Origin of the sequence: Pelagicoccus albus (assembly GCF_014230145.1) — a bacterium.
GTDB lineage: Bacteria > Verrucomicrobiota > Verrucomicrobiia > Opitutales > Opitutaceae > Pelagicoccus > Pelagicoccus albus.
In genome coordinates this window covers 846,612-872,288 of sequence record NZ_JACHVC010000013.1, presented here as the reverse complement: position 1 = coordinate 872,288, position 25,677 = coordinate 846,612, and the positions used below count along the sequence as shown (strand labels likewise).

At 51.5% G+C, this 25,677-nt stretch carries 21 protein-coding genes; 12 read left to right on the top strand and 9 right to left on the bottom strand.

Annotation, left to right across the window (positions count from 1 at the left end; translation table 11 throughout):
- The first annotated feature begins 1 nt into the window (after position 1).
- On the top strand, positions 2-1,360 hold the full coding sequence (thrC, locus tag H5P27_RS18845; protein WP_185661974.1) for a threonine synthase: 1,359 nt from the start codon (positions 2-4) through the stop codon (positions 1,358-1,360).
- Between the two features lie 67 nt (positions 1,361-1,427).
- Positions 1,428-3,008 carry a citramalate synthase gene (gene cimA, locus H5P27_RS18840; protein WP_185661973.1) on the top strand — a complete coding sequence of 527 codons (1,581 nt, stop codon included), beginning with the start codon at positions 1,428-1,430 and terminating at the stop codon, positions 3,006-3,008.
- Between the two features lie 51 nt (positions 3,009-3,059).
- Here the strand turns inward: cimA and H5P27_RS18835 are convergent, their stop codons facing one another.
- The 5 genes from H5P27_RS18835 to H5P27_RS18815 form a co-directional block, all read right to left on the bottom strand.
- Positions 3,060-4,451 carry a phospholipase D-like domain-containing protein gene (locus tag H5P27_RS18835; protein ID WP_185661972.1) on the bottom strand — a complete coding sequence of 464 codons (1,392 nt, stop codon included), beginning with the start codon at positions 4,449-4,451 and terminating at the stop codon, positions 3,060-3,062.
- Positions 4,452-4,928 carry a methylated-DNA--[protein]-cysteine S-methyltransferase gene (locus H5P27_RS20165; RefSeq protein WP_185661971.1) on the bottom strand — a complete coding sequence of 159 codons (477 nt, stop codon included), beginning with the start codon at positions 4,926-4,928 and terminating at the stop codon, positions 4,452-4,454.
- 58 nt (positions 4,929-4,986) lie between these two features.
- Positions 4,987-6,393, bottom strand: coding sequence for a sugar transferase (locus H5P27_RS18825; protein WP_185661970.1), 1,407 nt, complete (start codon positions 6,391-6,393; stop codon positions 4,987-4,989).
- A 220-nt stretch (positions 6,394-6,613) separates the two neighbouring features.
- Positions 6,614-7,270 carry a hypothetical protein gene (locus H5P27_RS18820; RefSeq protein WP_185661969.1) on the bottom strand — a complete coding sequence of 219 codons (657 nt, stop codon included), beginning with the start codon at positions 7,268-7,270 and terminating at the stop codon, positions 6,614-6,616.
- A 146-nt stretch (positions 7,271-7,416) separates the two neighbouring features.
- Positions 7,417-8,238: an ExeA family protein gene (locus tag H5P27_RS18815; protein ID WP_185661968.1), complete on the bottom strand. Its 822-nt coding sequence runs from the start codon at positions 8,236-8,238 to the stop codon at positions 7,417-7,419.
- 91 nt (positions 8,239-8,329) lie between these two features.
- Here H5P27_RS18815 and H5P27_RS18810 point away from each other — a divergent pair, with 91 nt between their 5' ends.
- The 3 genes from H5P27_RS18810 (at position 8,330) to H5P27_RS18800 (ending at position 12,311) form a co-directional block, all read left to right on the top strand.
- The gene (locus H5P27_RS18810; RefSeq protein ID WP_185661967.1) at positions 8,330-8,611 is read left to right on the top strand and encodes an FtsB family cell division protein; all 282 of its coding nucleotides are present in this window, start codon (positions 8,330-8,332) and stop codon (positions 8,609-8,611) included.
- A gap of 96 nt (positions 8,612-8,707) precedes the next feature.
- Positions 8,708-10,114, top strand: coding sequence for a UTP--glucose-1-phosphate uridylyltransferase (locus H5P27_RS18805; RefSeq protein ID WP_185661966.1), 1,407 nt, complete (start codon positions 8,708-8,710; stop codon positions 10,112-10,114).
- Positions 10,115-10,247: 133 nt separating this feature from the next.
- On the top strand, positions 10,248-12,311 hold the full coding sequence (locus H5P27_RS18800) for a response regulator (RefSeq protein WP_185661965.1): 2,064 nt from the start codon (positions 10,248-10,250) through the stop codon (positions 12,309-12,311).
- A gap of 21 nt (positions 12,312-12,332) precedes the next feature.
- Here the strand turns inward: H5P27_RS18800 and H5P27_RS18795 are convergent, their stop codons facing one another.
- Positions 12,333-12,782, bottom strand: a complete 450-nt coding sequence (locus H5P27_RS18795) for a GNAT family N-acetyltransferase (RefSeq protein WP_185661964.1) — start codon at positions 12,780-12,782, stop codon at positions 12,333-12,335.
- Positions 12,783-13,106: 324 nt separating this feature from the next.
- Here H5P27_RS18795 and H5P27_RS18790 point away from each other — a divergent pair, with 324 nt between their 5' ends.
- From H5P27_RS18790 to H5P27_RS18780, 3 genes are read left to right on the top strand one after another with little or no spacing between them, the layout of a single operon-like run.
- Positions 13,107-13,622, top strand: a complete 516-nt coding sequence (locus H5P27_RS18790) for a YHS domain-containing (seleno)protein (RefSeq protein WP_185661963.1) — start codon at positions 13,107-13,109, stop codon at positions 13,620-13,622.
- Complete coding sequence (locus tag H5P27_RS18785) at positions 13,615-14,046, top strand: DoxX family protein (protein ID WP_185661962.1); 432 nt, start codon at positions 13,615-13,617, stop codon at positions 14,044-14,046. The genes H5P27_RS18790 and H5P27_RS18785 overlap by 8 nt, the downstream gene beginning before the upstream one ends.
- A 52-nt stretch (positions 14,047-14,098) precedes the next feature.
- Entirely contained in the window at positions 14,099-14,869 is a 771-nt protein-coding gene (locus H5P27_RS18780; RefSeq protein ID WP_185661961.1) for a 3-keto-disaccharide hydrolase, read from the top strand.
- 24 nt (positions 14,870-14,893) lie between these two features.
- Here the strand turns inward: H5P27_RS18780 and H5P27_RS18775 are convergent, their stop codons facing one another.
- On the bottom strand, positions 14,894-15,955 hold the full coding sequence (locus tag H5P27_RS18775) for a zinc-binding metallopeptidase family protein (protein WP_185661960.1): 1,062 nt from the start codon (positions 15,953-15,955) through the stop codon (positions 14,894-14,896).
- A 281-nt stretch (positions 15,956-16,236) separates the two neighbouring features.
- On the opposite strand from H5P27_RS18775, the gene H5P27_RS18770 reads away from it, so the two are divergent.
- The 4 genes from H5P27_RS18770 to H5P27_RS18755 all read left to right on the top strand — a co-directional run bounded on the left by H5P27_RS18770 (position 16,237) and on the right by H5P27_RS18755 (position 22,588).
- Entirely contained in the window at positions 16,237-16,734 is a 498-nt protein-coding gene (locus H5P27_RS18770; protein WP_221774802.1) for a glutathione peroxidase, read from the top strand.
- Between the two features lie 234 nt (positions 16,735-16,968).
- Complete coding sequence (locus H5P27_RS18765; protein ID WP_185661958.1) at positions 16,969-18,378, top strand: MATE family efflux transporter; 1,410 nt, start codon at positions 16,969-16,971, stop codon at positions 18,376-18,378.
- A gap of 173 nt (positions 18,379-18,551) precedes the next feature.
- Complete coding sequence (locus H5P27_RS18760) at positions 18,552-20,564, top strand: DUF3857 domain-containing protein (RefSeq protein ID WP_185661957.1); 2,013 nt, start codon at positions 18,552-18,554, stop codon at positions 20,562-20,564.
- A gap of 17 nt (positions 20,565-20,581) precedes the next feature.
- On the top strand, positions 20,582-22,588 hold the full coding sequence (locus H5P27_RS18755) for a DUF3857 domain-containing protein (protein WP_185661956.1): 2,007 nt from the start codon (positions 20,582-20,584) through the stop codon (positions 22,586-22,588).
- A gap of 34 nt (positions 22,589-22,622) precedes the next feature.
- Here H5P27_RS18755 and H5P27_RS18750 read toward each other — a convergent pair whose 3' ends face one another.
- Complete coding sequence (locus tag H5P27_RS18750) at positions 22,623-24,266, bottom strand: rhamnogalacturonidase (protein WP_185661955.1); 1,644 nt, start codon at positions 24,264-24,266, stop codon at positions 22,623-22,625.
- A 19-nt stretch (positions 24,267-24,285) separates the two neighbouring features.
- Positions 24,286-25,662 (bottom strand): glycoside hydrolase family 28 protein, encoded by a 1,377-nt coding sequence (locus H5P27_RS18745; protein ID WP_185661954.1) that lies wholly within the window; start codon positions 25,660-25,662, stop codon positions 24,286-24,288.
- Positions 25,663-25,677: the final 15 nt, after the last annotated feature.

The following is a 25,677-nucleotide window of genomic DNA, read 5'->3' as shown; positions in this document are numbered from 1 at the left end:
GGTGAAATTCGTAAGCACCAGAGGTCAGACTAAGCCGCATCTTTTTTCGGAAGCGGTCAAAATCGGGCTTGCCCCGGACAAAGGTTTGTTCGTGCCCGAATCAATGCCGGACCTGAGTCAGGAGATTCCTACCTGGGAGGGACTATCGTATCCGGAACTGTGCTACGAGTTTTTCAAGCATTTCGCCACCGATATTCCAGCGGATGAGCTGAAGTCTTTGGTAGAGAAGGCCTATAGCCGATTTGACCACAAAGAGCACGCACCGTTGGTTAAGCTGAGTGATAAGCTCTATGTGCAGGAGCTGTTTCATGGTCCTACCTTAGCTTTCAAGGATTTTGCACTGCAGTTGCTAGGTTGCCTGTATGAACGTCAGGTCGCCATGAGCGGCGAGAGCATCAATGTGCTTGGAGCCACCTCTGGAGACACCGGTGCAGCTGCGATAAGTGGGTTGCTCGGCAAAAAGGGCGTAAACATTTTCATCTTGTATCCAGATGGCCGTGTTTCGCCTTTGCAGGAGCGGCAGATGACTTGCTTGGAGGAGGAAAACGTATTCCCGCTTTGCATCAAAGGAAGTTTCGACGATGCCCAAGCTGCTCTCAAAGACGTTTTTGGAGACAAGGAGTTTAGTCAGGAAGTTCATCTCTCCGCTGTTAACTCTATCAATCTAGCCCGCATACTGGCCCAGTGCGTGTATTACATTTACGCTTACTTGAAGTTGCCAGCTGACCGACGCGAGCGAGCGACTTTTGTAGTTCCGACCGGCAATTTCGGCAACGTATTGGCAGGCTGGATGGCTTCTCGTATGGGGATGATTGTGGACGGCTTCCGTGTCGCCACGAATCAGAACGATATTTTGCACCGCTTCTTTGATGCGGGAGACTATTCGCTAGGTGAAGTACTCCCCAGCCACGCGCCGTCGATGGACATCCAAGTGGCCTCTAATTTCGAGCGATTCTTGTATTTCTCATTGGGCGGCAATGCCGAAATGACTCGTGAGATCATGGAAAGCTTCAAGAAAGACGGAAGTTTCCAGGTTGGTGGAATGGCGATCACGGAGTTCATGACCAGTACTCGCATGGACGACGAGGAAATCGCCAAGACCATTTCCGAAGTGTATCGCGAATACGGTTACACTGCTGATCCTCATACTGCGTGTGGTTTTAAGGATTTGGATAAACTTGAAACAGCGGTGGTGCTTTCGACTGCTCATCCAGCGAAATTCCCCGACGTGGTGGCAAATTGCACCGGCGTCGAACCGACTCATCCCAGCCTAGAAGCGCTCAAGTCTAAAGAGATTCGGAAGTTCTCCGTGGATCCCGACGAAGCGTCGATCAAGGCATTCATTCGGTCCAAACAATAAGCCCTGCAGGACGGATCAACTTTAACTACGACGGGCCTGACAGCTGTGTCGCGTAACGATTTTTATTATGAGCAAGCCAACAATATTCATGTACGATACCACGTTGAGAGACGGCACCCAAGGCGAGGGCGTCTCCTTTTCTGTGACGGATAAGCTCCGAATTACGGAGAAGTTCGATCAGTTTGGTATCGACTACATTGAAGGCGGATGGCCTGGATCCAACCCTCGTGACATGGCCTTCTTCGAAGAGGCTAAAAAGCTTAAACTCAAGCATGCTAAGCTGGCGGCTTTCGGTTCGACTCGTCGGGCGAATCTTGCGGCGGAGGAAGATCCCCAACTCAAGACATTGATCGATGCGTGCACACCAGTCGTAACCATTTTTGGTAAGACATGGCTCCTCCATGTTACAGAGGTTATTCGAGTAGCTCCGGAGGAGAACCTTGCTATGATCGAGGACAGTGTCCGCTTCCTGAAGGAGAGTGGGCGTGAGGTAATTTACGACGCCGAGCATTTCTTCGACGGATATTTGGATAGCCCTGACTACGCGATGAAGACGCTCGAGGCGGCTGTTCGCGGTGGAGCAGATAATCTAACTCTCTGCGATACCAATGGGGGCAAGCTCGTCAGTGAATTGCAAGAGATCACCAAAGCGGTGGTCGAGCGTTTCCCTGAAGTAGCGGTAGGGGTGCATTGCCACAACGACTCTGGTTTAGGTGTGGCTCTTTCGCTTGGTGGAGTCGAAGCGGGAGCGACTTTGGTGCAAGGCACCTTCAACGGATACGGAGAACGCGTTGGTAATGCGAATCTAACTACCATCATCCCAAACATTTCCCTCAAGATGGGGAACCCACTCAATTGCGAGAAGCACTTGAAGCGTTTGCGTGAACTCTCCATGTTCGTCGCCGATTTGGCCAATCTCGAACACGACGGAAAAGCTCCGTTTGTCGGTTTGTCCGCCTTCACTCACAAGGGGGGAGCTCATGCGGATGCAACGAAGAAGGTGAGCTATAGCTATGAACACGTGGACCCCACCAAGGTTGGAAACAAGCAGCGTGTACTTGTTTCGGACATGGCGGGTCGCAGCAGTTTGCTCATGAAGGCTCAGGAATTGGGATTCGATCTCGATCGTGATTCTCCAGAGACCAAGGTTATCATTGAGAAGCTCAAGGAGCTGGAGTTTAATGGATACGAATTTGAGTCTGCCGACGGATCGCTCCGTTTGCTTTTGGATAAGCTCACCGGCAAGCGCAAATCTCACTTCGAGTTCGAAGGCTACCGGGTTATCGTTGAAAAGCGTCGCAAAGAAGAAGATCCAATTTCCGAGGCCACAATTAAGGTCAAGGTGGACGGAGAACCTCGCTATGTGGTGGCGGAGGATCCCGGCCCGGTGGGCGCGATCGACAAAGCTCTGAGAGTCGCTTTGGGAGATGCTTTCCCGAACCTTAAGGATATGGTGCTAAAGGACTACAAGGTTCGTATCTTGGACTCGAAGGAAGGAGCGGAAGCAAAGACGCGCGTGCTTATCGAGTCTTCAGATGGTGAGGAACTCTGGGGTACAGTTGGAGCTTCGAACAATATAATCGAAGCGAGCTGGCAGGCCATTCGAGACGCGATCGATTATAAGATTCTTCTCGATGATACGAAGTAAGCTCTTCACTTTTTAAAATATAGTCCGCCACACGAGGCGGACTTTTTTGTTTTAAAGCAAAGGAGCGATCAGTCGGCTTAAATCTTCGGCAATGCCGCGAAAGTGTCTCTTGTGGAAAAGCACTTCCGAGCTCTGTTCGATACAGTTTCTTTTGATCGACTGTATCCAGTTTTTAACTTCTCTGATGTCGTTTGGCGAATAGAAGAAGGCCGCTACCTCGAAGTTCACAAACAGGCTTCTTAGATCCATATTGGCGGAGCCGGTCATCGCCATCTGGTCATCGATTAGCATAGCCTTGGCGTGAAGCATTTTGGGTGTGTAGGCGAGTATGGTCGCTCCGACTTCGTGCAATTCGCGCAGATAGGCGTTGCGGGCGAGGTCAGTTATTTTGTGGTTGGATCGAAGGGGGATGATGATGGTGACCTTTCGACCAGTGCGAGCCTTTACGGTGAGCGAGCGGAGCAGAACTTCATCGGGAATGAAGTAGGGTGTGACTATGGTTATGGAATGTTCCGCATCTTGGATACTCGCCAGTACCTTTTCGTAAAGAGGGTCTCCGGGGGTATCCGGTCCGCTCGCCATTATTTCGATCGTCGAATCTCCGGTCGGGGCAGGGGGGATGGTGGGCTGCTTCTCTGCAGTGTATCCTTTTTTACGACACGCGAACGCCCAGTCTTCTTCGAAGATGGTGTTGAGCGCGGATACGGCTGGCCCTTCGATCTTGACGCCGAAATCTTCCCAGCGTCGTTGGGAAGGAGTGGGCCCCATATATTCACGGCCGATGTTCCTTCCCCCGATGATAGCGGATGATTTGTCGAACAAAGCGATCTTGCGGTGGTTTCTCAGATTTGAAGCGCCCGGAAATGCGATGGGAAAGACGGGCATGAAACGTTCAATTCTCCCTCCTGCCTTTTCGAGGTCTAGAATGTACAAGGTCTTTTTGCCCCAAGATCCGAGGGCGTCCAACAGGAGTCGCACTTTCACGCCTTCCCTCGCTTTCTTGGAAAGCTCTTTGACCACTCGTCGTCCCACGACGTCGTGGCTCAGGATGAACGTCGTTATGTCGATCGACTCTTTTGCGTTTTGAATAGATTCGATGAGGATCCGATAGGCTTCGGTGGCGTTGGGTATGAATTGGGTAGAGTTGCCTTTTGCCACCAGACCAAAAGGGGATACTGAGATGGAATCATCGTTGGGGGTGAGCTGATGGAGCCGGAGAGATTTTTTGTCGCGAGTGAGGCGCTGTATTTTTCTTCCGCCAAAAAGAAGGAAGAGAGGTACACCTATGTAGGGGGCAAGTACGATTAACAAGAGCCATGCAAAGGTGTTGCTGGGGCGTCGTTTTTCTCTCATCAGGCGAGCGATCAAGATCACGCCGAGACCGAGGCCGATGATGGCCCCGAGGTGAGGCAAAACGGAATCGAAGAGGAGTTTCGGACTCATTTATCCTAGGGGCAGATGGATGCCTTCATGCTCCAACATCCATTGTTTGCGCCATAAACCTCCGGCGAACCCAACGAGTACTTTTTGCGCCCCTACGACTCGATGGCAGGGAATCACTATCGGTATGGGATTTTTGTTGTTGGCTCCGCCGACTGCCCTTGCCGCTGTGGGTTGGCCGAGTTCAGTAGCTATTTGCCCATAGGACTTCGTGGTGCCGAAAGGGATTTCCGCCAACTTAGTCCAAACTCTTTTTTGGAAGGAGGTTCCCTCGACTGAAATAGGGCAAGTGAACCGAATCAATCGCCCTTCGAAATACGAGACTAGCTCTTCCTTCAAGCGGTCCAGGATCTCGGAGCCTTTGCCGGCGCATCGATGATTTTCCGCACGCTCATCAGCGAAAACGATTCCGCTAACGCCTTTGGAGGTGGCTGTAAGCTTTAGGATCCCTAGGGGTGTATCAAGGTAGTCAACGCACACTAGGATTGAAAGTTGCCTCCTATTTTGGTGGGAAGCAACTGAAACTCTAGCGAGTAAACTAGTAGGCGCTCTTCGGAGGGAAAACGACGGCCTTGGCGGTTCTCAGCATGATTTTTAAATCAAGCATGAAGGACCACGTATTGATATACTTGATATCGTAGGCGATGCGTTCCTTGAGGTGCTCTGGCTCGTTGATCTCTCCTCGGAATCCGAGGGATTGGGCCAAGCCTGTGATACCTGGCTTCACAAAGTGACGCGTGTAGTAGACTTGAAGCTTTTCGGAAAACTCGCGGTCGTGGTCGATCAAGTGAGGACGGGGACCGGATACGCTCATTTCGCCCAACAGTACGTTGATGAATTGCGGGAGCTCGTCTAGGCTGGTCTTTCGAAGGATAGCGCCAAAGGCGTAGATGCGAGAATCTCCCTTGGTCGCTTGTTTCGCCACGTTCTTCTGGTTTTCGTCCGAAACGTGCATGGTGCGGTACTTTATGATGTGGAAAGTCCGTTTGGTCATGCCAGTATGAGGCTGAGCGTAGAAAATGGGTCCTGGGGACTGCTTCCTTTGGAAAGCCCACACAAACAAGGTCAGAGGCGGGAGAACGAAAGCCACGATTGGGAGCGAAACAGCTATGTCGAAGCCTCGCTTTACCATGCGGTTGATTGGGTTTTCCAGCGGCTCGTCCTCGTAAGTCAAGAAGGTGTAGTCTCCTTCGTGCTCGACCATGATGCGCTGTTGGAAATCAGCCTGCCAGTTATTGTAGATACGCACGCGGCACCCAGCTTTTTGGCTGATAGACATCGCTTTTTTTGCGGCCTCAGAGCTTAGAGCCCTATCGATGACAACTACTTGGGAAATACGGTGTTCGTTCAACGTTTCCTCGAGGCTGTCGATGGTTCCCAAACAGGGGATTGGTTGTTCTTTTTTCGGCGGGCAATTGTCTTCGCTCACGTAGCCGACCAATTCGATACCGTAGTTGGTTTTGTTCGTTATCCAATTATCTAGGCTCTTCAGAGACTTGGTAGATCCAACTATGATCGTGGGGATTACCTGAGTCTTGAAGGAAAGGCGGCAGAGGTGCTTGGGCAGAATCTTGTTCATAGTGAACAAGGCCAAGAAAGACACGATGAAGTATGTGCCAAGAAATGCCCGGCTGATTTCTACGTCTTTGAGGGCGAAGACGACCGCAAGCTGAAGAAGCATCACCCGTATCAGCTGTTGGAAGCTTAGCTGGAAGGTGCGTGTCCAGCCGAGTTCCAGAAAATGCTCCGCGTATCGCTTCAGAATTCGGACGCTGGCGATGGATCCGATTACTATGCTCGCTAAGTATAGGCTCAGATAGTCCAATCTTATCCTATAGCCGCTCATTTCGAAGACCTCGCGAGTGACTAGGAATAAAATTAAGAGGCAGGCTGCCTGCCACAGGCCGTGCAGATTTAGGATTCCTTCTTGTCGGTTTTTAAGCATCTTACGTCAGGTGTAAAAAAGACGTAAACAGTATCCTTTATGCTGGGTAGTAGCGCAATCGAATTTGTGACCACTACTCACCATTACATGGACTCCCTCAACTCGGCATCAGGCTTTAACTGAGTTGCGTCTTACGTTCAATACCTACGGGTCATAGAGTCCGAGGTCTAGTTGTCTACACAAAACAATGATAAGGGGCGCTAGTCCGCCCTAGCGAGTCTTACATCGACTTGCGAAATGTAGATCCATCTGGGGTGCGAAAAACCAGATCTGTCTCAGTAAATCCTACCAGTTTTAGCTGGCTTTCGAAGTCTACTACTTCGCCTATTCTGCGAATCTTTCCGTCTAAGAATACCTTTGATTCGAGACCGGCCTTGCGAATCCCTTGGAATGCGAATCCCTCTACGATATCTTGGATTTTGGCGGCTTCTTCCAGACTCATCGTAGGTACCTGTGTCGCGGCAGCTTTTTTCGCTGCCTCACTTGCAGCGAGATTTGCCAGTTTTTGTTCGAGAAGGAGCTTCTTGACGGCGGACAATTCCTCGTCGGAAAGCCCCGTAAACAGTTGCTCGACTGCTGAAGCGGGCGGCTTTTCCGTGGCTATTGGCTCGGCTGTCGTAGGCGCTGTGGTGTTTTCTTGGGGAGGACTATCCTGGCTTGCCGCAAGCTGCGAAGACCCTTTTTCAGGAATCAAAACCAAGACTAGAGTTAGGCATATCGCCGATACCGTGCCCAATCCCACCAGGGCAGTCAGGATTAGAGGAAAGCGATCTCTGGAGGCTTGACGGTGTAGACGCGTGACCATGGGCGGTACGGGACCGCTGCTCATTTGGCGTCTCTGTTGCTCGGTCTTGAGGGCTTGTGATATGAGGCTCATCGCTTTCCGTTTCTTTGTTCAATCCGGACGCGGAAAATTCGCGTCCAGTTATGAAACGACAGGAGTAGCCTCCAGTTAAGCTCTCTTCCCCATTATAGTGGAGAGAATCCGCTATGACCCTAGGTAAGGCAGGCGTTAGCGTGGGCTTAGCCTAAATCGAGAGTTTTGATCTCTTTCAAGGCGGCTCGCACGTCTTTCCACTGCACGACTTCGCTGCTCCTGATGTAGGAGGATAGCAGAGCTTTGTCGCAAATGTTGTTCACGATACGAGGGATTCCCTTCGATTTCCTGCTAATTAGCCGCACCGCCCAACTGGTGAAGAAGGGGATGCCTTGGCCGCCGGCCATGGCGATACGGTGATGGATGTATTGCTCGATCTGCAGGCGGTTGAGCGGGCGAAGCTCTGTGTGGACGAGGATCCGCTGGCGGAGCTGACGAAGTCTTTCCTCTGCGAGGATTTCCTTAAATTCAGGCTGCCCCATCAGGATAATCTGTAGGAGCTTTTGTTTGTCGGTTTCCAGATTGGAGAGGAGTCGGAGCTGCTCGAGAAGCTCGAAAGTCAGGTTTTGCGCCTCGTCGATGATCAGCAGGATATCCTTGCCGGCTTCGATCTTCTTCAAAAGCAGGTCGTTGACCTGTTGGACGAGACCGCCACGGCTTCGGCTCATGGTTCCGGTTTCACCGAGTTCAGACAAGATGGTCTTTAGGAGTTGGGACTCCGTGATTCTTGGATTCAAAATGAGAGCGACTTCATATTTGTCGTCGTCGACCTCATTGATGAAATGCCGGCAGAGCGTCGTCTTTCCGCACCCGACTTCGCCGGTCAGGACGATGAAACCCTTGCGCTCTGAAATGCCGTATTTCAGATGTTGCAGCGCCTCTTGGTGAGTTGGGCTCAGGTACAGAAAGTTTGGATCGGGAGTTATGTTGAACGGCATCTCCCGGAGACCGTAGAAACTTTGGTACATTAGTGCGAAATCTCCGCTAATTGATTAGGGCTTACAATTATTTTTTTGCAATATTTGGAGGTGGACCTCTATTTGCTGCGTATCTTTCAAAATGAGTCTTAGCCGCTTCACTAATTTGCTGTTTGCTTTGCTGTTCATCGGAGCAGGGCTTTTCGCTGCGGTGTTTTTGTATCGAGACTATCAACACTACGATAATCTAAGATCGGAAAACACTGTGCTGGCGAAGCGACATGAAGCGCTCAAGCAGGAATCGGCCCGTCGGGAAGACGAAGTGGAAAAATTGAAAAACGATCCCGAGTTCATTGAAAGGGCTATCCGGACCAAGCTAAATTACGCCAAAGAGAAGGAAGTTATCTTCCGCTTTGAACGTTAAAGCGCTTCCTATGGCGCCGAGGCGCTGGAATGTTGACAGAAGAATGTTGCCATTCCCGGCGTGGGACGAAACCTATGGCCTCGGTATAAGTGAACTATGGAATTAAAACAACTTTTTGAATCCCACGGCCAAGGCCAAGTGTTCCGTTTCTGGGACGAACTCGATGAGACGCAGCAAGCGAACCTGAGTTCGCAAGCTTCCGAAATCGACCTCGACGAACTCGAGAATCTCGTAGCCACCTTGGTGAAGGGCGGTGGCGGCCACGACGAGGAAGATTTTTCGACCCTCAAGCCAGCTCCCTACATTTCCATTCCAGAAAATTTGGATACTGATCCAGAGTGGAAGGAAGCCAAGGAGCTTGGAGAGGCAGCTCTGAAAGCAGGCAAGGTCGCCGCTTTCACGGTAGCGGGTGGACAAGGCACCCGGCTGGGCTACGACGGGCCGAAGGGGACTTTTCCCGTGACTCCGATCAAGAGTAAGTCACTGTTCCAAGTATTCGCGGAGAAAATACAAGCCGCCCGCGTTCGCTACTCATGTGCCTTGCCATGGTTCGTCATGACGAGTGACATCAATCATACGGCGACTGTGGCTTTCTTTGAGGAGAACGCGTATTTTGGACTTGCTGAAGGTTCCGTTACCTTCTTTCGCCAAGGCCGCATGCCGGCTGTCGATCTAGATGGTAAGATCATTCTAGAAGACAAGGGGAGCATAGCCATGAGCCCAGACGGACATGGAGGCGCTCTGAGAGCCCTCGACCGCAGCGGCTCTTTTCAGGCTATGGTAGATGCAGGGATCGAAGTGCTCAGCTACTTCCAAGTTGATAATCCGCTGGTCCAGCCTGTTGATCCTTACTTCATAGGCTTTCACCTAAAATCGGGTTCTACTCTCTCGAGCAAGATGCTTCCCAAAGCCTACGAGAAAGAAAAGCTAGGCCACTTCTGCGTTCAGGATGGAATAAACAAGGTCGTTGAATACAGCGATATGCCAGATGAGCTTTGCGCTCTGCGCGATCCTGATGGGCAGCTTTCATTTAGAGCGGGAAGCATCGCTATCCACGTGATCTCTGTAGACTTCGCTCGCTCATTGGTAGCGCCCGGAAGTTCCGTTTCCCTACCATTCCACCGCGCGGACAAGAAGATTCCTTTTGTCGACGAAAACGGTAATGTCCAAAAGGCGGATACGCCAAATGGAGTGAAGTTTGAGATGTTTGTCTTCGACGCGATCCCGTTTGCGAAGACTTCCATCGTTATCGAAACGACAAGACTTGCCGACTTTAGCCCTGTGAAAAATGCGGAGGGCATCGATTCGCCCGAAAGCTGCAAGGCGGACCAGATCAAGCTCTTCAAGCAGTGGTTTGAAGCAGCTGGTATTGAGTTGCCGGAAGGGTACGACTTGCCGATCGAAGTTTCCCCCTTGTTCGCTACGGATAAGCAAAGCTTCCTAGAGTCCTGGTCAGCCAAGCCCGTAGAATTGGATTTTTCCAAGCCAATCTACCTTGGCTGAGCTTTTCCCCCTTTTCGGACTCCTCCCCATCTCAATCAGGGAGGGGTCTTTTGTTTTCTCTCTGTTGTTAATACCAATTCCCTAGGCTTGTTCCTCCCAAGCCGAAAGTGTCCTTCCTTTGCCTTTTCTGGCCATGCGGACCGTATTCTGCATAATCCTCGAACCCGATCCGGCCTTAGCCTGTAGAATCCTCGAACTCCTGAGTCGCTCGAAAAGCTATTCGTTTTCTTGCCACGTCGCGGTCGACTGGGTCGGCGAGGCTCGAGAACTGGATGGAGAGCGTTTTGATATAGTCTTCGCCAGTTACTCCTCGTTGGGAAATAGCGATCTTCTTTCCCGGATTCAGGAAAGTGAAAAGCCTAGCGTATTTGTATCAAGACCAGGGCAAAAGGATGCCGTTGCGGGCTCCAGCGGGTTCGTTTGTTGCGCCGAGTTGACGGAGGAGAGTTTAGATAAGGCAGTTGTTGAGGCTTTGGGGGCAGGTTTTGACGATTTAGTGGACGACTCTGCATTCGTGCATTTCGAGTTTCTCGATATTCCGATTTGCGTACTTAACAAAGAGTCTGGTCGTATTGTATTCAAGAATACATCCTGCCAAGACACTATTGGGAATCAGTTGAAGCCATTCCTCGAGGAACTATTCGAATTTGGAATTTTGGAGTCAGAGTCGGTTTCGATGGATACCGATGCTAGGGCGTTTGGATTGGATTTCGTGGAAGTGAAGTCGAACCAGTTTGTATCCAGAGAAACTGAGTTTGTCTCGATTTCCCTGAGAGATATTTCCAAGCGTAAGCGACTCGAAGCGACCTTGAAAGAGAGCCAGAGAAAGTCAGCTCTATTGGCTCGAGTTAATGGGGCTGGGATTTGGACTTGGGAGCGTGATCGCAATCAACTTTCCCTCAGCAAAGAGTGTTTAGACCAATTGGGATATTCGAGCCCAGATGAGAGCACTAGTTTGGATGCGTTTTTCGAAGCTATTCATCCCGAAGATCGGCAGGGGTTTCGTAAGCGATTTGAGGAGGTGAATTCGGGAAGCGTCTCGAGTTTTGACGAGAAGTTTCGCGTACGCCACCGAGATGGGGCTTATCGAAGAATTCGTTGTCTCGCAGAAAGTTCGCACGATTCTTCCGGAAATTTGACCGGCTTGCTGGGAGTAAATGTTCCTTACCCCGAACAAGCTGAGCCTGGTGGTAAGCGATCCGCTGACGCTCACCTGCAAGAGATCCTCCGAAGTCGGATTCGCACTTTGCTGAGTGATCAACAGTCTGTGTTGTCGGATTTCGAGGAGGTTTTCCGAAGTGATTCAGGTATTTTTAGAGAGCTTAGCCTCCTCGGAAAACAGTCCCGTCTTATCGAGCGACTGGCCGACATGTCTGGCTCTTTGCATAAAGATAATTCCCCTGAAAAGCAAAACGTCGACCTCGGTGCGGTAGTGGAAGAATCGCTTTCAGTCGTCTCGGTGTGTTTGTCCCAAAAATTTAAGGCTCAAGTGAGACGGTTAGGAAATGCAAGTGTCTGGAGCTCAAATCCAGCGAGATTGCGGTGCGTTCTGGCGGAAGCCTTTTTGCGACTCGGGTTGACGGTGGATAACGAAATCGGGTGCCAGCTAATGGTCTATGTACGAGCGACTGAAACGGGGGCAGGGGAGCTCATGTTCGAATTTTCCGGAAGGGTTGATGCCAAGCCACTGATGGAATTGTTCAACACTCTTGATGGGATGACTATCTCTTGCACGAACAAGAATGGCCGCACCTCTCTGCGGATCGTAATTGCTTCAGAGAGTCGGCAGTTAATAATGCCTCGTAGAGGCGGACGGCCTCGTGTCCTGCTGGCTGAAGACGAAGATGTATTGAGATTGTCTATACGCATCCTATTGGATGGTTTAGGCTACGAAGTGGTCGTAGCCGAGGATGGTCAGGATGCTGTATCCAAATTCATGAACAGAGATTCGGATTTTGATCTTGCTCTTATAGATCTGCAAATGCCGGGAGTGGATGGATACGGAGTCGTTTCCAGTATTCGAACCACGCATCCGCAGCTTCCCGTAATTCGCATGAGCGGAGATTTCCTTGATCAGGAAAACGATCTGCTCTGGCGGGCGGACAGGTACAGTACGTTTTTGGCCAAACCTTTTGGTGTTCTCGATTTGGAGGCAGCGATCGGAGAATTAACCGGCAGAAGCGTCTGCAAGGCTTGATTCTATGGGCTTGGTATAGGCTTAGATCAATTGACGAAGAGGCACCATTGGAGACAGCTTGAAGCCATGCTTCTGGTAAAACTTCTCAGCGGCCAAATCATCGAAATCCGTGAGCAAGGTGATCCGATGGCAATCGAGTTCCTTAGCCAGTTCCATGGCGGCTCCCACTAGCTTGCTACCACATCCTTTTCCTCTGAAGTCTGGGTGCACGATCATGTCCTCGAGCAGGGCCACCTTTGATCCAAGGGCGGTGCTAACGGTGAAGAGGAGACTAACCATCCCAATGACTTTTCCGGCCTCGTTCTGGGCCAGTAAGATTTTGCCAATTGTGGGGTCAGAGATAATCATTTCCAGTCCGGCTCTTTGACGATCGTAGTCTGCCGTAAACTCGGCTTCTTGCTCGAACAAGTAGCCCAGCAGTTCCGCTAGGTATGGTATGTCGTCTAGTCCCGCTTTGCGTATTGAAATCATACTACAACGATACTCAGCCAGAATCGTGCCTAGGCAAGTATCTATGAGTCTCTGAATACGTATCTTATCGGTTATCTTGAGCTCTCCTAAGTGGCTTTAGCGGAGATTATCACTCGGTAACACCTCTCCATTATGAGCTTGGAGAGGGCAGATAATCGGCTTTTCAACTATTTGTTAAAATTCTCAAATATCCTTTTGGCGATAAAAGGAGGGATCCCACGCGGCATAAATGAGCAATTCATCCGTACCGCGGTTTTTACAGAGAAAATAGATCATTTAGTCTGAGGGGCGGAATATTTCGAGCTGCCTCGATCTCTCAGGGGTATGACGAAAAGGCTTAGCATCATTCCTCTGCCGAACAGGAACATCGCCTTTTTCTTTATAGGTGCGGTATGGCTGACTTCGCTTGCTTTTGCCGGAGAGACGGGCCGAAACCTTGGCGAAGGCAACCTTGCCCTCGAGGGATATGATCCTGTCAGTTACTTCAACGATAGTGGCCCAGAGTTGGGCAAAGCCGATTGGCAGGTGACTTGGGAGTCAGCGGTTTACAGGTTTGCGAGTGAAGAAAACCGAGATCGATTTTTGAAGTCGCCAGAGCGTTACGGTCCCGCATTTGGAGGATGGTGCGCTTGGGCAATGCGGGAGGGAGATCTCGTTGAGGTCGGTCCTCTGAGCTATCGAGTTTTCGAGGGGCGGCTGCTCCTCTTTTACGACGGATTCTGGGGCGATACCCGCGGTAAATGGGTAAAGCTATCGGAAAAATTGGGCGAGCAGACGCTCTTTGATCAATCGGAAGCACAGTGGGGCAAACTGAGCCCAGTAGGAGAAAAATATGAATAGTGGTAACTCTAAACTCTGGTCAGTCAGCGACTTGTTGATGCGGGTGTTGGCGGCATTTATTTTTGGGCAAACTCTGTTTTTCAAATTCGCTGGGGCGGATGAGTCTATGTACATCTTCGATCGTCTCGGAATTGAACCGTGGGGACGAATCGGTTCCGCTCTGGCGGAACTCGTTGTGGTCCTAGCTTTGCTCATTCCCAGGACGGCTTTTCTGGGTGCTTTAGGAGGAATGGCGATTCTCAGCGTGGCCATTCTCTCGCATCTGACTGTTCTGGGGATCGTTGTTCAGGGGGATGGAGGATTGCTGTTTGGCATGGCTGTCCTCGCGTGGCTCTGCTGTCTGGGTATTTCGATTTTGCGTCGGAGGGACCTTAAATTGATTTTATGCCGGATTCGGAAACAAGACAGACCGTCCAACTCTTAGGAAGTGGTAGACTTCTGTTTGCGAAGTCGGCTGTCAGTCGGAAACTCCGGCTATGATCAAATCTCCCCGACTTCTCTTTCAGATCCTTCTTTCCATTTTCTTCAGCTCATACGCGGAGGTAGGTGCCGCTGGCCAAGAAATTGATCTCTTCAATGGCAAGGATTTGAGTGGCTGGAAAATCGTGGTCGAGGAGGGGGCGGAGGTCGATGGCGCGTCACTTTTCGCCGTAAGCGAAGGAGTGATCCATGTGTATCCAAATTCAGAGGATGGCAGCCAGCAGCCGTTTGCGGGGATTTTTACGGAAGAGAGCTACGAGAACTATAGGCTAACCGTCGAATACCGATGGGGCGATGATCGCTTCGCACCACGGGCGGATTCGGTCCGCGATGCCGGGATCATATTCCACATGGTGGGTGAGCCTGTTATCTGGCCGACTGGCATCGAGTGCCAAATTCAGGAAGGAGACACCGGAGATATTTGGATCGTAGGTCAGACGCGGGCTTCCTCTTACGTGCAGCCGATTGCTTTCAATTACGATCCGCGAGGCGATTTGCTCACCCGGGGCGTCGACCGAAATCCGCAGCGTTTCCCGCGGGGTTATTGCCGCGAAAAAGAGGGCTGGAATCGGATAGAGCTAATTGTGGAAGGCGATCATGCGACCTACATCGTCAATGGCCACATCGTTAATGAAGCGATCCACATGCGTTATCGAGAGGATGAGTCGGAGTGGAGCTGGATGCCTCTTGATCGCGGTCGAATCTTTCTGCAAGCGGAAGGGGCCGAAGTCTTTTACCGGAATATCCGGCTTCAGAGCTTGGACTAGGAAGCACTTCCGCCGGCTTGTATCCTAGCGTATCACTTGGTCTTTCTGTCCGCCGTACCACGGAGTTGCGTGGTCGCTAATGAGTTTGTGGATGAATTTGAGCTTGTTTGCCACGGGTGTTGCGGTCGTGAAGGGGTAGGCGTCGGGCATGCCCAAGCTGCGGTTGAAGCTGTTGATCAGGCAGGCAAGGGCGGGCCAAGAGCTGATGATCGAATCGAACGAGTTCAAATCTATCGATTTGTAGTCGAAGGTGGGATCCCCTTGTCGGGTTCGTTCTATGAGAGTGTGTGAATGCACTGCGGTCCCGATCGAGTCCATCATATGAAGGTAGTGGGCCCAAGTTTCCGCCCAATCTTCCCAGGCGTGGGCGGTAGCGTAGGCGCTGATGAATGAATCGGCCCAATCTGAGGGCGGTCCCTCCTTGTAGTGACGTTGCAGGGCTTCGCCGTAATCTTCTCGCTCATCTCCAAACAATTCGCGGAACCCCTCCCTGTCTTCCTCTTTGACGAGGAGGTCGAAATAATAGTGCCCGACCTCATGCCGCATGTGCCCAACTAAGGTGCGGTAGGGCTCTCCCATGGCGGTTCTTCGGCGCTCCCTCTCTGCGTCGTCCGCTTCGGCGATATTGAGGGTTACCACCCCGGCAGCATGGCCAGTCAAGACAGGAGGAGCATTCGGGTCGTCCGGATCGGCTAGGAATTTGAAAAGCAAGCCATCTGGGTTGGTTTCGGTCTTCGGCTTGGGGCGGAGGCCCAAGCGATTTAAGTTGTAGACCAAACGCCGCTTCGCCTCTTCGATTTTACCCCAGGCGACTAGGTTTTCCGTCAATGTCAGATCGGGTATCGTCTCGGTCAATTTGCAGGAGCAGCAGAGGGAGTCAGGCGAGTCCGCTGGGATGGCCCAGTTGCAGGTAGAGTGGGTCGTGTAGTTAAGGCACGGTTTGAATTGCCCAGATTGCGGATTCTCGGGGAGAGCCACCATTTCGCAGCTCTCGATGTCGAAGCCGATGGCGGTTCCGCAGTTTAGGCACACGGTGTTTGAGAAGAAGACGCGGGATTCGCAATTCTCGCAGTAGAAGTTTTTCATGAAAGTCGGATTTGATCGGGTGAGTCTGAATTCGAGAAGTGAGGCGTGGCTGTTGCAGGAAGCAAGCCGTCTTGGTTTTTATTGGAAGCGAGAAAAGCTAAGTAGCTGTAGGGCAAAGTTATAAGATGTTGCTCCGAGATCGGCGGCGTGGTGATTTCGGGCAGGATGCAATTTTATCTCAGGCCGGACGTTTCACTTTACGTCTTAAGAATCTCCAACGCCTAAGTATTATGAAACGCTTCGCATTTATCTCCGCGCTTTTTCTTTTCATTCTAAGTCCTATGAACGCTGACACTTCCATTTACGACATCCCTCTGGTCGATATTGACGGCCACGAAACAAGCCTCGAGCAGTACAAAGGTAAGACCTTGCTGATCGTTAATGTGGCCTCCAAGTGCGGCTACACCAAGCAGTACGCTGGCTTGGAGGAATTGAACGAAGAATATGCCGACAAGGGGCTAGTCGTTCTCGGGTTTCCGTGTAACCAGTTTGGTGGTCAGGAGCCCGGTAGCGAGGAGGACATCAAGGAGTTTTGCTCTCTGACCTATGGCGTTAGCTTTCCGATGTTCTCCAAGGTCGAGGTTAATGGCCCGGATCGCCATCCACTCTACGTGAAGCTTGCGGGCGAGGAATCTCCGTTTCCAGGCGACATCACTTGGAATTTCAACAAGTTCCTCATCGATGGAGAAGGCAAGATCGTGGCTCGCTTCCCGTCGAAGGTGAAGCCAAAGTCCGAAGAGCTTCTCGCCGCGGTGGACAAGTCGCTTGCCGTGCACTGAGCCTAAGTACCCAAACGATTATAGCCTCCGAGGGTTTTCCTGCACGGAGCACACTTTTCTGCCCCCTTGGCCATTGGCTTTTGGGGGCATTATTATTTTAGAGCGAATCCGGAGCGCGAAAAAGATTGCTCAAGCTTTCCGGTTGAACAGACGCATCTGTTCGTTTTTGGGCAATCTAGGTTGCTGGCCTGAGTGATGCTCGGAATGGGGTGATGTTTTAGGGGTGTTTTTGCTATGTTTTTGAGAGAGAGTTTCCGTTTGAGCTTCGATCCTTCGTTTGTACGAAGGCTTCTCGCTACGGCCATCCCGGTCAGTTTGCAGACCTTGATGTTTTCGTCGCGATCTTTGGCGGATATCATGATGACTTCGCACCTTGGCGTGAGCGAGGTAGCGGCCATTGGATTTTCCGGCCGAATCGCTTTCATCATGCACTTGGCGATCTTTGGTATCGCCAGTGGTGGCGGTGTCATCGTTAGCCAATACTGGGGAGCTAAAAATAGGGATGGGGCTCGTCGTGGCACCGCCATTTCCCTGCTCATGGGCTTGCCCTTTGCTTTGTTGTTCTTCGGGCTCTGCTTGTGGATTCCGGAGCAAATGGTGGCCTTAGCGAGTGATGATCCAGCGGTGGTCGCATTTGGAGCCGAGTATTTGAGGATTATGGGGCTGGTCGCCTTTCCAGTTTCTGCTGGAGCGGTCTTTTCGGTGGCTTTGCGTAGTATCGGCCTGGCCAAGATCAGTATGCGGATGAGCATCATCGGGGTAGGCAGCAATATCCTGCTCAACTACGCCCTGATCTTTGGAGCGTTTGGCCTTCCCAGATTGGGAACGGCGGGAGCGGCCTATGCGACTCTTATCAGCTCCCTGCTGGAGACAGCCTGTATATTCGCTTATGTTTACCTGAAGAAGAGTCCGCTGGCGTTTCGTTGGGGCGACTTCGGGGAAGGTATTCGCAGTGGATTGGCCCACAAGGTAGCTAAGGTCGGGTTGCCGCTGGCGGTGAATGGGGTGGTTTGGTCCATGGGCGTTCTCGTCTACAATGTTTTGGTGGGGCAAATGGGTACTCAGCAGCTGGCGGTATTCGCTATGATTACCCCGATCGAGTCTTTCATCACCGCGATGTATTTCGGGATCGCGACTGCAGCTTCGGTTATGACAGGGCATCGCTTGGGTGCATTCGAGTTCGCTGAAGCCTGGAGCGAAGGGAAAGCCTTTGTTGTTTGGTCAGCCATCTGCGCGGTTTTTTGCAGCGTCATAATCTGGTGCTGCAAGGGGTTCCTTTTGAAGCTGTATCCAGCGATCGACGCGGCCACCCTGCAGGAGGCGAATCTGGTCCTCACAGCGGTGGCATTCGTGAATGGTTTCCGTTCTATCAATGTGACTGTGATCGTCGGGATTTTACGCAGCGGGGGAGACACTAGGTTCTGCTTGGGGCTCGACCTGTTTTGCCAATGGGCCATCGGCATCGTTCTGACTTATCTTTCCATCTTCGTCTGGTCTATGCCACTCTGGGTGGTCTTTTTGGCCATGAACTCTGAGGAATTCGCCAAGGTGTTTCTCTGCGTCTGGCGCTTCGGCAGCAAAAAATGGATACGCAACTTGGTCGGATCCGACGACGCGAAACCAAGTCCGGTTATAGCGGGCTGAGGGTCTGCTATTGTTAGCGGAGCGGTCTTGCAGCTTTTACAGTCTGTGTGTGAGGCAGCTCTCTTACTGTAAGCGGTTTCTGGCTGGTGGGTGTATAAGCGCAATTACGTTTTGGGTGTTGATATTTGAGCGGTTTGCTTTTGTTAAAAGTACGCACTCTTCGAAGTATCCCCATGAAACACCCTTACCCCTTAGGATTTCGTGCCCGCGTGCGCGCTGGCTTTGCGTTAATGTCTGCTCTGATCCTCTTTGGCTCTCTGCAGGCCATAGAGAATTGGCGTGAGATACCCCCGGAAGATTTCGCGGTTAAGGCATCCTCAATCGATCCCGAAGCGAGCGTAGAAATCCTTTTTGCGGAGCACAAGGCTTCCCAGGAGCTCATCAGCAACACGGACATTACGGCCGGTATCATGACCATGGAGCGGTCTTTGGTAGGAAATCGAACTGTTTATGTTCGGATGAAGGTCTTCAATGAACTCGGTGTCGACTTGCTCTCAAAGCATGCGATTCGGCCTATGCACGGCGAGAAGGTGGTAGATGTGGCTGCAAGGACCGTTAAACCAGATGGTACATCGTACGAATTGGACGAAGCGGATGTTCATAAACTTTTAGTGGAAGAGACCGAGGATGAGTCCCAGAAGGCTGAGACCTTCGCGTTCCCATCGCTCGCAGCTGGGGATATCGTCGAATATCAGGCTACTTTCGACATTGATGATGTTGGGGGCGTCTTTACCCGCTTCTCAGATCGATTCCCAGCCCGGCGAGTAACGGTGAGGATCAAACCGACAGACGCGATTTCCCACCGCGTGATTTCGTTTGGATTCCCCCTCGATAAACTAAACCAAAAGGATGGGGATTACTATCTGTATGAGATGACGGATGTGCGGGCGGAGCTCGACGAGAAGTATGCGGTACCTCCCATGCAAGCGGAGCCGCACGTGGTTATGTTTTACGTGAAAGAGTATTTTCCGGATCCGGATGACTTCTGGGATGATTTCAGTTCCGAGCTCGCCTCCTACGCCAAAAAAGACTTCAAGCCCAGCAAGACGATCAAGGCGAAGGCAGCCGAACTGACTGCGGGAGCGAAAGACGATTCGGAGAAGCTCCGCCGAATCCTTAAATTTTGTACCGAGGAAATTACCAACTTTGTTTGGGATTTCACCAAGTACTCGGAAACGGAAAGAAAGGAGCTGAAGGACAATAAGTCTCCGTCCGACACCTTGAAAAATGGATACGGAAAACCAAGGCATATCCGGGCTCTCTTTGGCGCTTTGGCGACCGCAGCGGGATTTGAGGCTCGTTATGTGGCGATCGGAAATAGGGATGAGTTTTTCTTTTCGAAAGAGGTGTCGGTTAAACAAGTGGTCGATGAGCGTTTGATCGCGATCAAAGATGGTGAATCCTGGCTCTATTTTGATCCGGGCAACCCTGCTTTGCGTTTCGGTGAGCTTTCGTGGAAGCATGCGGGAAGCCAGTGCATGATGGGAGACTTTCGGGATCCGATATTTGCGGTCACCCCGGGCATCAAATCGGAAGACGCCGTGGTGCAGACCAAAGCCGATCTTGAAATCTCAGAAGAAGGAACCTTGAGCGGAAAGGTGACCAAGACCTATATCGGGCAGAAAGCCTGGGTGAAGCGTGACCAGTATCGAAAGATGACCTTCGGAGAAATTGAAGAGGATGTATCGGATACGGAACTACGGCACTATTCGAATGTCACGGTAGAAAACGTCTCCATGAAAAATCGTAGTGACGAGGATTTGCCCTTTGTCATCAGCTACGACCTTAAGATCGAGAACTATGCCGATGTGATTGGGGATAGGTTGGTTATCGCACCGGCCCTATTTCAGAAGGAATTGAGCCTGCCATTTGTGAAAGAGGAGCGACTTTCCGATATCGTTTTCGACTGTCCGTGGCGCGATGTCGATCGTATCGAAATTGTCATGCCAGAAGGTTATCAGTTTGAAGCTGGGGATGCTCCGGTGCCGTTTGCCTTGGGGGATGTGGTTCTTTTCGATTCCAAGATACGGATCAACAAAAAGAAAAATTCTTTGGTGTTGCAGCGAGAGTTTAGGGTCAATCAAGAGATTATCCCCTCTAAGGCTTACGCTCTGCTGAAGAGCGCTTTCGAGACGATGAAGATCGAGGACAATAAATCGATCACCGTTAAGAAGGCTGACTCCTAACCCCATTTCGTTGGTGTATGAAAATCTCTAGGCGGCAGCTTCGCTGGCTCTTCATTAGCGTATCCGTTCTTTTTGTTTTGGCGGGAAGCGAGGCATCACGCATACGTCCCAATACGAAAAAGGTACCCGATTGGGTGCTGACCCACCTTGATAAGGGAAAGGATGTAGACGGCGGAGAAGCCGGTTATGTGATTCTATACGACTCTCGTGAAATCGAAGTAGATAAGAATGGGAAGGCGACTGTGGTCACACGTCAGATCTTGCGAGTCACGGGCTTGGAGGGGCGGGGAGAGGCTCGTAGCGGAGCCTATTATACGACCGACACGGACAAGGTCGTTTCTTTGAAGTCATGGCTGCTGCAAAAGAATGGGAAAGTTATCGAGTATGACAAAAACGATACGGTGGATTCCATTCGGCTAAGTTCCGGCAGTATTGCCTCGTCTGGACGATTCAAGATAATCAATGCGGAGCTGGACGCTCGTATAGGCGATGTTTTCGCTTGGGAGACCGTTACTCAAGAAGCAGGGATCCTCCTCGCTTGGCGGTGGTTTTTTGAGTCCACTGGACCCAATCTTTTCTCAACTATCAGGGTACACGTTCCGGAAGGGTGGAAGGTGAATCCCTATTTCTTAAACATGGATGCCTTCGAACCGCGCCGTGAAGGCGATGCCTTGCGCTGGAGCACTCGTAATCAAGATGCGATTCTCGAAGAGGATTGGGCTCCGGCTTTGTCTGGTAAGTTTTTGGAGATCAATGTTCATCCACCGGAGGGCAGCCCCTTAGAGGACAGGCTTATAAGTGTCTCCTCTTGGAAAGAACTAGCGGCGTATTATACTCGCGAATACGATAAACTAGCTGGATCTCCCGAAGAGCTCGATGAGTTTGTTGCCCAACATACTTCCGGACAATCGAGTCGAATCGATCGGATTCGGCGATTGGCTGCCTTGGCCCAGGAGGTTAATTACGTAAACATCAGTCTAAATCTAGGCCGTGGGGGAGGTTGGTTTCCGAGGTCTGCTTCCGTGGTATGCGAAAGCAACTACGGTGACTGTAAGGATAAGAGCAATATGCTTTGCCATTTGCTGAAAGCAGCGGGAATCAAGGCGTATCCGGTAATTGTGAACGCGTATCTACGGAGTCCAGTAGAGGAAAGCTGGCCCAGCGGTTCACAGTTCAACCACTGTATCTCCGCTATCGAAATGCCGGACGGTTTTGAGGGGGGAGCTATATTGGATCATCCCGATTTGGGTCGGCTTCTTATCTTCGATCCTACCGATGAGATTACTTCTTTCGGAGACCTGAGTTCTCGCATGCAGGGTAGCGGAGCCTTGTTGCTGGCAGGAGAGCAAGGCGGTTATGTAGAGCTGCCGATCGTCGCTCCCGAGCTCGGTGTCTGTAAGCGAGACATCGAAGCAGAGATCCTTCCCAACGGAGGATTGGTTGCCAAGATGAAGGAAAGTTCGGTTGGCCAGTCCGCGAGAAAATTTCGTGTTTTGACTCGCTACACCGAAGGTCAAAGCGAGATATCGCAATCCGTTAAAACGCGCTTATCAAGATCTCTGCCTGCTCCGAAAATGTCTCCCCCGCAGATCGTTGACGACCTGGATGGGAATTCGTTTACCATGGAAGTCGATTTCGGTGCGGCTCAGTATGGCAAGACGATGGGTGGTGCTTTGATACTGTTTAAACCGGCTCTCGTCGATAGGCAGTCTGGGGTACCTTTCGAGGTCGAAGAGGAGCGTATCTACGATTTGATCCCTGAGCCCATGCATTTTGAAGAGACGGTTAAAATTTATCTACCGAATGGGTATCGCGTAGCTGAATACGTCGATCAAGAAAGTTTCGTCGAAGAGTTTGGTGAGTATTCTAATTCCATCACTTTGGAGAAGGATTATTTGTTATACCACAGAAGTCTCCGTATTGGCCGAGCCCGTGTCCCAGTGGAGCATTTCGAGGATGCAAAAGCCTTCTACGAAAGTGTGACCAAAGCAGATCAAGCAACTGTCGTTTTGGAGAAGATCTAAGAGATCGCGGCGGCCGCGTTTATTGTCGCGAGTCTTAGTAAGCGTTTAGCTTGCCATCTTCGAGTCCAGTGACGGATCGAGTCTCCAAGTTTTCCACAGCGGTGAGCTTGGTTTGCGGCAGCTGAGACGGATTGAAGATGCTTGTATTGAAGATTCGGGAATCGACCACGTCTTCGAGGAAGAGGCAGGGGCGATTGTCTTCTTCCTCCACATGGAACTGGACGGAGGAAAGGCTCAAGTTTTCGACATTTCGAGCGAACATGCCCCATGAGGGCATGGTTCCGAAATTATAAGGATCCGGGTAGTCGCGAGCCATTTCGGGGACGTCTCGGGCGGCTTGTTCTAATGTGCCACCTCCTTGGTAGTGCAGTTGTATGTTCGAAAGGGATACGTCCTTGATTCGGTGTCCGGGTAAGCCCGCTATAATGATCCCATGTTCTGGAGCTATATCCCAAGCGGTGAGATTGTTGATGGAGATTCTGGCCACGTTGCCCGGACCAGTAGCCTCCGGATTTCGAAGTCGCGCTCCGAGGCGGATGAAAAGGGGAGCATTTTGAACTTCTCTCATTGTTACGTTCGAGATAACGATGTCTTCCAGTATACCGCCGTCGACCTGTTCCAACGCGAGCCCTCGACAGTGGTAGAAAACGCAGTTTGAAATGCTGATGTTGCGGAATCCGCCGCCTGATTCGGTGCCGAGCTTGATACGGCCGTGTGGACCACCCCGCGTTTTCCAAGTCGTTTTGCGGGTTCCGTCCAGCAGGGTGCCTTCATCGTAGCCGCTTACGAAACAGTTTGTGATACTCACGTTTTCGGTCAGGCGTGCTTCGCCCAAGGCATGGGATGATTTGAGACAGATAGCATCGTCCCAAGGCGAGTTGACTGAGCAGTTGGATATTTTGACGTTGCTGCAGGCGTCGATATCCATCCCGTCCCGATTGGTGTCGATCAGCAGGTTGTCGATGGTCAGGTTATTGACCTCGGTCGCAATTATCGCGAAGTGCCCTCCATGCAGCATGGAAAAATCCTTCAGCGTGACGTTGCGGCAACTTTTTAGGGCGATGGCTTTGTTGGCGACGCCGTCGGCCAGCGTGTCTCGTTCGTTCGGGTGGTTGAATGGTCCTGGGACTATATCGGGGCGGCTCGGTATTTCGAATTCGCCGTCTGCAACGAGAACATCGGGAAGAAGTCCATCTATCGCTGCCGGTGGAGGCGATCCTAGAGGGGAGGCGATGGGTCCGTTTCCGCGACTCAGTCCGCGTCCGTAAATTAGGCCCGGTCCGGTGATGGTGACGTTTTGCAGGTTCTCTCCCCAAATCAGAGAGTTTCGAAAATGTGAGTGCCCAAAATCCTGATACTCGTTCCACTCAATCGCTTCCGGAGCGTCATAGCCGCTAGGGTCCGCGGCTATAAGCGTACATCCCGCTCCGAGTTTTAGGATGATATCGCTTTTAAGGCGAATGGTATACGACAAGTAGTCTCCCGCTGGCAGGATAACCTCGCCGCCTCCGGCGTCGCTAGCAGCCTCGATTGCTTGGTTGATCGCCGGGGAGTCTAAGATGACCCCATCTCCTTTCGCACCGAAATCTTGTACGTTGAATACGTTCCCGAAGAGATTGTTGCTTGTGAGGAGGGCTAGAAAAACCAGAGAGGCACTGTAATTCGAACGAATAGTCATGGCGTGTGTGGGGGGGGGACTATCGACTTTTTGGCATCCCGTTGATCTGAACCGAGGAAAGTTTCAGATTCTGGATACCGGTAAGGACGCTTGGTTTCTCGACGTTTTCGAAAACGCAGTCCACTACTGTTACGTCTGTGATAGGATGGTTTTCCAGTCCGTGAAAATAGAAGGCCCGGGGAGCCTTGCCGCAGTAGACATTTTCCATGGAGACGTTGCGTACCGGCGGCGGGAACTCGCCTCGCTGGCGGCCGTAGAACATGTTTATGCGAAAGATCGCATCTGCCACTTCGCTTACCTTGACGTTGCGGAAGTGTACGTTTTCCACGAATCCTCCACGGAAGGAGTTCGACTTGATCCGCAGGGCTCTTTCCAGATGAGGGCTATCCATCACGCAATCTTCCGCGAATACGTTGCGAACGCCTCCTGACATCTCGCTGCCGATGACTACGCCCCCGTGGCCTTCCAGCATCTTGCAGTTTCGGATTATGATGTTCTCTGAGGGGACTCCCACGCGGCGACCGTCACCATCGCGACCAGCCTTGATGGCGATACAATCGTCGCCCGTATCGAAGTAGCAATCCTCGATCAGCACATTCCGGCTCGATTCCGGATTGCAGCCATCGTTGTTGGGGCCGAGCCCTTGTACGGTGATTCCGCGAACGGTGACATTTTCGCACAGCACCGGATTAACGAACCACATAGGCGAATCGCGAAAACTCACTCCTTCGATCAACACATTACGGCAGCGGTATGGCTGGACGAATACAGGCCGCAAGCCTGTGTGGTCTCCAAAAATCCTCTGCTCAACGGGAGTGCCGTCCTCTCCCATCTGTCGTGCTCTTTCTATATTGGGTCGGGCTCCGTCTGACCAGGTCCACCAGTCATCTCTGCTGGCTTGCCCGTGGAAAAGTCCTTGCCCGGTGATGGCTATGTTTTCCTGCTCGAAGGCGTAGATGAGAGGCGAGTAGTTCATTACCTCGGTTCCTTCGAATCGAGTGAAAACTAGTGGTTCGTAGTCCTCGGGTTTGACGCTAAAGTTGATGACAGCTCCCTTTTCCAGGTGGAGATTCACATTGCTCCGCAAATGGATTGGGCCTGCGATGAAATAGGTTCCAGAAGGGACGATCACTTTGCCGCCTCCCAATTCCACTATTTTTTCGATAGCCGCATCGATGGCTGGTTTCAGGTCGGTCGAGTTGTCCGCGACCGCTCCAAAATCGACCACGCTCACACTTCTATCTGGAAAAGTCGGAGGCACGATTTGGGCGAGAATCTCCGGAAGGTCGTTCCAACCGATGGTGCCGGAGTCCGGTGCGGCGTTAGAAGTTTGCAGCGTTATCGAGCAGGCTAGGGCGATAAGCGCAGCGCTGACGTGCTTAACAGGTAGGGGCATATTGATAAGGGGTAG